General features: G+C 61.0%; 6 protein-coding genes. 5 read left to right on the top strand and 1 reads right to left on the bottom strand.

Going from position 1 to position 6892, the window contains the following annotated elements:
• From QPK31_RS13145 to QPK31_RS13125, 5 genes are all read left to right on the top strand, one after another.
• The coding region (locus QPK31_RS13145) for a PEP-CTERM sorting domain-containing protein (protein WP_290423378.1) at window positions 1-567 on the top strand (567 nt) is incomplete at its 5' end.
• 44 nt (window positions 568-611) lie between these two features.
• Window positions 612-1334, top strand: a complete 723-nt coding sequence (locus QPK31_RS13140) for a DUF305 domain-containing protein (protein ID WP_290423377.1) — start codon at window positions 612-614, stop codon at window positions 1332-1334.
• Between the two features lie 167 nt (window positions 1335-1501).
• Window positions 1502-1708 (top strand): heavy-metal-associated domain-containing protein, encoded by a 207-nt coding sequence (locus tag QPK31_RS13135; RefSeq protein WP_290423376.1) that lies wholly within the window; start codon window positions 1502-1504, stop codon window positions 1706-1708.
• An 88-nt stretch (window positions 1709-1796) separates the two neighbouring features.
• Window positions 1797-4169, top strand: a complete 2373-nt coding sequence (locus QPK31_RS13130; protein WP_290423375.1) for a heavy metal translocating P-type ATPase — start codon at window positions 1797-1799, stop codon at window positions 4167-4169.
• 182 nt (window positions 4170-4351) lie between these two features.
• Window positions 4352-5509, top strand: a complete 1158-nt coding sequence (locus QPK31_RS13125) for an acyltransferase (protein WP_290423374.1) — start codon at window positions 4352-4354, stop codon at window positions 5507-5509.
• A 91-nt stretch (window positions 5510-5600) separates the two neighbouring features.
• On the opposite strand, the gene QPK31_RS13120 is transcribed toward QPK31_RS13125, so the two are convergent.
• Window positions 5601-6890: a hypothetical protein gene (locus tag QPK31_RS13120; RefSeq protein WP_290423373.1), complete on the bottom strand. Its 1290-nt coding sequence runs from the start codon at window positions 6888-6890 to the stop codon at window positions 5601-5603.
• Between the last annotated feature and the right edge of the window lie 2 nt (window positions 6891-6892).

The following is a 6892-nucleotide window of genomic DNA, read 5'->3' as shown; positions in this document are numbered from 1 at the left end:
TTGGGTGCCGCGACGACCACGCCCGCCCCCGACGACTTTGAGGACCTCGAGGCGAGCCAGATCGAAGGCGAGCTGCAGCGCACGGCAGGCTCCTACAGTTACCGCGTCGCTGCAGGTCCGAGCGATGCCGGCTTCTATCCGGCGACATTTAACGGCGACACCTTCCTGACGTCGACGATGGCAAGCGATGTGCTCACTTTCCGCGAATTTGCGCCGAATGTCTTCGGCTTCGGGGGCAGCTTCTTTGCAACCGACGCCTACGGTGCGTTCGTGCCCGGCCGCACCATCGAGCTTACAGCCGCCAGCGGCGCCGATAGGATCGCTTACACCCTCGACGGCTCGGCCCTGAGCGCGTTCTTCGGATTCATTTCGACCACGGCGCTCACCGAAATCACACTGCGTACGATCAGCGAGCAAGGCAACGTCTACTGGGCGACGGCAAACAATGTCGTCCTGGCGACCCGTGACAGTGTCGTGCCAGTCCCCGAACCATCCTCCCACGCGATCCTGCTGACAGGTTTGGCTGCAGCAGCGTTTGCGCGCCGGGCGCGGCGGTACCGCGCATGAGCAAGACCCCGATAGACCACTTCACCACTATCAAGGAGCATGACATGAAAGCACAGACCCTGAAACTGAACCGTTTTTCCTTTACGGCACAATCGCGTGCCCTGGCTCGCCGCGTCGCGCTCGGCCTGGGTATTCTTGCCGTCTCGGCCGGCACGGCACATGCGGATGGCCCTGGCAGGGGCAACACCGCCCAGTTCGAGAAGAACTACCTCGTCTTCATCGTCAACCACCATTACTCGGCGCTTCGCATCACCGAGCTTGCCGCAGGCACGGATCCGATGCGCGATCCGCCGGTCGTCGCGCCGCAGGAAGGGACATCGGCCACACCGGGCTTTGGGGCAACGCCGGCGAAGGCGAGCGACGACGAGATCAGGTCGATGGCCCGGATGGGCAACCGGGAGCAGCGCGAAGAAATCGGCCGCGCTCTGCGCATGCTCAGGGAGTGGTACGGTATCCAATACCAGCCCCAGCTAACGCCGGACGGGCGGCGCATGATCGCCATGCTCGAGGCTACCCCGGCAGGAGCCCAATTCAATCAGGTATTCCTGCGCACGTTCAGCAATCACCATCTGAGCGCCCTTGCGCCCAGCCTGCATTGCACGGTCAAGAGCGATCTCAACCATGACGGCTTGCAGCGCTACTGCGAAAACATCGTGATTGTCCAGAAGAACGGCATCAACGATATGCGCGAGATGTTGTGCAAGAAATATTCGGACTGCGGCTTCATTCCGATGACGGGTGACAAGCGGAAGGACTACGAGTTCTAAGCGACGGTCCTTACGTTGATGACTTTCCAGCGCCGCCGCATCGCCAAGCCGTGCGGCGGCAATGAAGGTCTGGCGAAAACGACCGACGATCGCCGCTCATGGCGCTTGACCTTCCGATGATGGGAAGGTTTACAGTACCTACAGACTTATCAAACAGGAGGTACGCTATGCATACGCTGAAGGTGGAAAAGATGTCATGCGGTGGTTGCGCCGCCCGGGTTACCCGTGCCGTGCAGGCACTGGATCCCGAGGCAAAAGTCGAGGTATTGCTCAAAGACCGCCTGGTTCAGGTGGAAAGTGGGGAATCGGCGGATGCAATCGCAGAAGCCGTCACCGCTGCCGGATATCCGGCGAGTCAAGCCCCGCGGTCCTGAGCAAGAATGTGTGCCGAAGAAATCCCGGCACACACAGACTTCGCGGTAGAAGCAAGTTTCGATGTACGAGACCAGGAAAGATTCCAATATGAACGACCTGTCGCATCACGATCACGAGGGACACAAACATCATCACGACCATGGCTCAGGGCACGGCGCCCACCATGGGAACGGGGGCGACGAGAAGCCATTCACCGACCCGGTCTGCGGAATGAAAGTCGGCGCCGACCCAGCCAAAGAAATCCGGTACGAAGAGGCGACCTATCACTTCTGCAGCACGAAATGCATGGACAAGTTCCGAACGGCGCCCCAGCAGTACACCGGCGGCGCCAAGCCTGAGCCGGCGCCTGCCGCACCGGAAGGTACGATCTACACCTGCCCGATGCACCCGGAAGTCCGGCAGCCCCAGCCCGGCAACTGTCCGATCTGCGGCATGGCGCTCGAGCCTATGCTGCCGTCGCTGGATGAAGAAGAAAACCCGGAGCTGGTGGATTTCAGGCGCCGTTTCTGGTGGACCCTGCCGCTGACAGTCATCGTGACGGTGCTTGCGATGGCCGGACACCGAATCTTCCAGGCTGGCCTGCCGGGACAGAGCTGGATCGAGCTCGTCCTGAGTACGCCGGTCGTGCTGTGGGCCGGGTGGCCGTTCTTCGCTCGGGGCGTGCAGTCGCTGCGCAATCGCAGCCCCAATATGTGGACGCTGATCGGACTCGGCGTCGCAGCAGCCTACGGCTACAGCGTGGTCGCGACCGTGGCACCGGGGCTCTTTCCGCGTACTTTCCTGATGCACGGGCGTATCGGGGTCTACTACGAGGCGGCCGCAGTCATCATTTCGTTGACCCTGCTGGGCCAGATTCTGGAACTGCGTGCGCGCTCCCAGACATCTGCGGCGATCAAATCTCTGCTTGGCCTGGCGCCGAAGACGGCGCGCCGCATTAATGCCGACGGCAGCGAAGAAGACATTCCACTGACCCATGTCCACGTCGGGGACGCGCTGCGCGTGCGTCCCGGGGAAAAGGTCCCTGTCGACGGCGTCGTCCTTGAAGGCGAAAGCGCAGTCGATGAATCCATGCTGACCGGCGAGCCGCTGCCCGTTACCAAGCGACCAGGCGACAAGGCGATCGGCGCCACCATCAATACCAGCGGCAGCCTGGTCATCCGCTCGGAAAAGGTGGGGGCGCAGACGATGCTGTCGCAAATCGTCCAGATGGTGGCGCAGGCACAGCGCTCACGTGCACCAATGCAGCGCCTGGCGGACGTGGTTGCCGGCTACTTCGTGACGATCGTGGTGGCCATCGCCGTGCTGACGCTGCTTGGCTGGGGTTTTTTCGGGCCGGAACCGAGCTGGGTATACGGCTTCGTCAACGCGGTCTCCGTGCTGATCATCGCCTGTCCATGCGCACTCGGGTTGGCGACGCCAATGTCGATCATGGCAGCGACTGGCCGTGGGGCCACGCAGGGCATCCTGTTCCGTGATGCGGCCGCCATCGAGGGCCTGCGCAAGGTCGATACGCTGATCGTCGACAAGACCGGCACGCTCACCGAAGGCAAGCCCGCGTTTCACTCCGCTGCCGCAGCCCCGGGCGTGAACGAGCAGGAAGTTCTGCGGATTGCCGCCAGCATCGACCAGGGCAGCGAACACCCGCTGGCCCACGCGATCGTCACCGAGGCGCGCAACCGCGGACTGGCTCTGGCAAAGCCGGAGACCTTCGAGTCCTCCAGCGGCATCGGCGTGCGCGGAGTGGTCGAAGGTAAGCATATCGCCTTGGGCAACACCGCGCTCATGGATATCGAAAAGGTCGCATGGCAACCGCTCGCAGACCAGGCGGAAAGCTTGCGTCTCGAAGGCGCAAGCGTCATGTACCTGGCGGCGGACCGCCAGCTCCTGGGACTTGTCGCCGTATCCGATCCGATCAAGCAGACTACCCCGGAAGCGCTGGCTACATTGAAGGAGGCCGGGATCACGGTCGTGATGGCGACCGGCGACGGCCTCACTACCGCGAAATCGGTGGGCACAAAACTGGGCATCGCGGAAGTCTATGGCGAGGTCAAGCCGCAGGACAAACTGGCGTTGGTCGAACGCCTGCAGGCGCAAGGCAAGACGGTCGCGATGGCCGGTGACGGCATCAACGACGCCCCGGCGCTGGCCAAGGCCAACGTCGGTATTGCGATGGGGACAGGCACCGACGTTGCCATCAACTCCGCGCACGTCACGCTGGTGAAGGGCGACCTGCGCGGCATCGCGCGGGCGCGCCTGCTGTCGCTACAGACGGTACGCAACATGCGGCAGAACCTGGCCTTCGCATTTGTCTATAACGCGCTCGGGATTCCTCTGGCTGCTGGATTGCTGTATCCGTTTACCGGCCGCCTACTGTCGCCGATGATTGCGGCGCTGGCGATGAGCCTGAGTTCGGTTTCCGTTATCACCAACGCGCTTCGTCTGCGTGGAACAGCGAAGTAACAGGAATCGCGGAGGAGGAGGGAAGATAGGCGTTTAGTGCCGCAGTACAAGGACATGCATCGCGGCATCGCGTTTTTGGGTGCTTGGCTCTGCCAAAGGCCTGCAGCTTGGGACGGCGCAGAATATCAACATCGGTTGGGTTATATCGTCACTCCGAACCTGTTTACTAAGGAGCGGCGACCATGCCGAAAATCACGATCTTGAAGAAGACAAATCTGCAGGAAGACAACTGGCACTCGGTGTTGATCTCACTGTTCAGGGGATTGGCGGCGCTGGTGGTGGCCTGGGCGCACCTGCGTGCCGCGACGTTTCCTGCCTTCGGCGACGTGACGAATCCGTCCTTGCTGTTCCAGGGGCTGGCGTTCAGCTCGGGTTTCGCCTACCTAGCCGTGATGGTGTTCTTCGTCCTCAGTGGCTGGCTCGTCGGCGGAAGTTTCCTCAACAAGATGAACTTGGATCGCGCGTTGCAGCATTACACGGTCGATCGGCTCTCGCGCCTGTGGTTGGTGCTTGTGCCGACCTTCCTGGTCGCGCTGCTTGCCGGCGCCGTGATCGGAGCGATCGATCCGGCCCGTGTCTCATTTTCGGCAGACGATCCGTATTCGGTGACCGCCTTCATCGGCAACATGTTCGGGCTGCAGACCATCCTCGTCCCCTCGTTCGGCGGGAACTTCCCCTTGTGGAGCCTGGCCAACGAGACCTGGTACTACATACTGTTCCCGTTGCTCGTGCTAGTGTTGCGCGGCAGGTCGATCGCGTGGCGGATCGGGGCGCTGCTGGCCATCGGTGCCATCATCCAGCTAATCACGCCTGCCATCGTCCTGTACTTCTCGATCTGGCTGATCGGCACCGCCTTTTCGCGTGTGAAGATCGAGGTGGGGCCAGTCCTGCGCTGGGCATTGCTAATCATCATCGTCGGCACCGCCGTCCTCATCCGCCTCAAGGGCAAGAACGAGATATCTACGGAAAGCTATCCCCAGTTTCTGGTGTTTAGCTTGCTCTTCGCGCTGTTCCTGTCCAGCACGCAATTCAAGCGCCTACCTTCGCCCATGCTGGATCGGCTGGACCGCACCGGGCGATTCTTTTCCAGTTTCTCCTTTACCTTGTATGTGCTGCACGTGCCGCTGATTTTCGTGATGGTGTACCTGATGCCGTCGCTGCTCGGTACCAGCCAGCTCTCGCCCCACATCCTGTCCCATTACCTCATCTTCGTGGGGATGTTCCTGGTGCTCGTGGTCGGCGGCTACTACGTCCATCTGCCGTTCGAGGCCAATACGTGGCGCGTGCGCCGATGGGTGAGGTGGCACCTATTCACGCGGGTCGACACGGTTCGGACTTGATGGCAGGGCGGCCGGGGGGGAGGGATTGAAGCGCTCGCATCGGTGCGCCTACTTGGATTAACCAGTGGGGTGTTACCAAGATTGCTGGAGCTTAGCTCGGTGGCGCGCTGTCGTAGCAGTCACGCACGTTGTACCATTCTTGAGGAATGTCGGAGAAGGTAACGGTCATCGCAGCTAGTTCTTCTGCTGAGACGGACCTAGGTGTTTGCTTCAGAGGGGAGCTGAACTCGACGGCAAACCATGCCAGGGACTGGAACTCGAGCGCAATGCGACCGAACAGGCTTTCGGAAATCCGAAACACTCCTTTCATGAGGTCAGCTGGGTCGTGGCAAATCTGGATCGCGGACATCCCGTCAAGCAGCATGGTTGCGTGAATGCCTTGTTGTGCGAACAGCGTCTTGAGCTGAGCGAGATCGATCAGCACCAGAATAAAAATCTCCTCCCGCAAAAAGCGAAGTAAATGCAAAGAGGTCAGCGAAAGCGTGAAGGGATAGTAATGCAGCCAGGTTTCGTCGGGTACGAGCCGGACGGCCAGCGTCGTTGGCGTGAACACGTGCGACAGTTCGGCGAATCGCTCCGTCTTTCGGCTTGCGATGTAGTGAAGACCTGGTTCGGGAGACGCGATGGCAAGCCCGGTTTGTAAGGCCTCGGCAATGCAGGCATTGGCCACCTCCTGGAACCTGACTTCAGAGTTCAGCAGAGCAACCCGCTCGACGCTTGGTATGCCCCTGAATACTGCCGCGCCGTCGTTGGCGTAGAAGTCGGTGATCGCACGAAGGTTCTCGGCCTGTCGAATGGTACGGGCATTCTGGTTGGTCGAAGACTTGATTTCGAGGGGTAGGGGATCTGGGCCGGCGAGTGCGCACAGGTCGCCGTGACGCACGATATTCGTCAAGTCAGCCATTACGACGGGGACGTTCATGCGGATCCCCATTTTCAGATACTTGTACTCCTGCCGAAAGCCCGGCTTCAGGCGCCCATTTACGGTGAGGAAGCCGGCATCTTCCTTGACCTGATATTGCGCGTCGTAGTACAGGTGCTTCAGGCTGTATTTGTCTTGGTACGTGAACGCGATGCCATCGCCGAAGCAACGCCAGAGGAACATCAAGTGACGCTGCTCGGCGACGGCCCGCTCGCCCCGCGCGATATCGTCCTTGATCGACTTCGCCTGGTCTCTCGTCGGGCGTGGAACTGCAGACAGCCGCTTCTTTCGAGCGGCACCCAGTGCCTTCAGCCGCCGTACCCTGCCTTCCGCCGCAGTAATGCGGCGGATCAGGAACCGCTGCAGCTCGAGGACCAAGTCGAGGCGCTCCTTGTCCTCGTAAATCGTGTGCAGCAAGAGTGTCGCCTGCGTGAGCCTCCAGGTGTAACTTTCCAACATCT

Origin of the sequence: Massilia sp. YIM B02769 (assembly GCF_030411995.1) — a bacterium.
Classification (GTDB): domain Bacteria; phylum Pseudomonadota; class Gammaproteobacteria; order Burkholderiales; family Burkholderiaceae_D; genus Telluria.
Note: the sequence above shows the minus strand (reverse complement) of the source record. Positions and strands in the feature narration are given on the sequence as shown.

Coding starts and splice junctions, on each gene's coding strand:
- QPK31_RS13130 (WP_290423375.1), top strand. CDS start 1,797: ATGAACGACCTGTCGCATCACGATCACGAGGGACACAAACATCATCAC.
- QPK31_RS13135 (WP_290423376.1), top strand. CDS start 1,502: ATGCATACGCTGAAGGTGGAAAAGATGTCATGCGGTGGTTGCGCCGCC.
- QPK31_RS13125 (WP_290423374.1), top strand. CDS start 4,352: ATGCCGAAAATCACGATCTTGAAGAAGACAAATCTGCAGGAAGACAAC.
- QPK31_RS13120 (WP_290423373.1), bottom strand. CDS start 6,890: ATGTTGGAAAGTTACACCTGGAGGCTCACGCAGGCGACACTCTTGCTG.
- QPK31_RS13140 (WP_290423377.1), top strand. CDS start 612: ATGAAAGCACAGACCCTGAAACTGAACCGTTTTTCCTTTACGGCACAA.